Below are 1,209 nucleotides of genomic sequence, written 5' to 3'. Positions count from 1 at the left end.
ATGGCAAAAGCAAAATTTGAAAGAACAAAACCACACGTAAACATAGGAACAATAGGACACGTTGACCACGGAAAAACAACAACAACAGCAGCAATAACGCTAGTATTAAACAAAAGATATGGCAGTGGTGAATTCGTAGACTACGCACATATAGACAAGGCACCTGAGGAGAGAGAAAGAGGAATTACAATTTCCACATCTCACGTAGAGTATGAAACACCAAACAGACACTACGCTCACGTAGACTGTCCGGGACACGCTGACTATGTAAAGAACATGATTACAGGAGCAGCACAAATGGACGGAGCAATTCTAGTAGTAAGTGCAGCAGACGGTCCAATGCCTCAAACAAGAGAGCATATCTTGCTTGCAAGACAAGTTGGAGTACCTGAAATCGTAGTATTCTTAAACAAAGAAGACCAAGTAGATGACGAAGAACTAATAGAATTAGTTGAAATGGAAGTAAGAGACCTATTAAATGAATATGAATATGACGGAGATAACACTCCAATTATAGTAGGTTCAGCTCTAAAAGCCTTAGAAGATCCGGATGGAGAATGGGGCGACAAAATAGTTAAGCTAATGGAAGCAGTAGACGAATACATTCCAGAGCCTGCAAGAGACATCGATCATCCATTCTTAATGCCTGTAGAGGACGTATTCTCCATAACAGGAAGAGGAACAGTAGCAACAGGAAGAGTAGAGCGTGGAGTAGTAAAAGTAGGCGACAACGTAGAGCTAATCGGTTTAACAGAAGAAAAGAGAACAGTAGTAGTAACCGGAGTAGAAATGTTTAGAAAACAGTTAGACCAAGCACAAGCGGGAGATAACGTAGGAGCACTTTTAAGAGGAGTTCAAAGAGACGAAATCCAAAGAGGTCAAGTACTTGCAGCACCAAACTCAATAAAATCACATAAGAAATTTGAAGCAGAAGTATATGTATTGACAAAAGAAGAAGGTGGAAGACATACACCATTCTTTAACGGATACAGACCACAATTCTATTTAAGAACAACAGACGTAACAGGAGATATACAATTACCAGAAGGAATAGAAATGGTAATGCCTGGAGATAACGCAACATTTACAGTAGAATTAATTACACCAATAGCAATGGATGAAGGACTTAGATTTGCTATAAGAGAAGGTGGAAGAACAGTAGCATCAGGAGTTGTAACAAAACTTCTTGATTAATAAATTGCATTTTAA

General features: G+C 39.0%; 1 protein-coding gene. It reads left to right on the top strand.

All coding sequences use genetic code 11. The features are described 5' to 3' along the window. Entirely contained in the window at positions 1-1,194 is a 1,194-nt protein-coding gene (gene tuf / locus EF514_RS10690; protein ID WP_127725435.1) for an elongation factor Tu, read from the top strand. Positions 1,195-1,209 lie beyond the last annotated feature (15 nt).

The organism is Anaerosphaera multitolerans, from assembly GCF_004006535.1.
GTDB lineage: Bacteria > Bacillota > Clostridia > Tissierellales > Peptoniphilaceae > Anaerosphaera > Anaerosphaera multitolerans.
The sequence above is the reverse complement of the archived record's forward strand: the minus strand, read 5'-3'. Positions and strand labels throughout refer to the sequence as shown.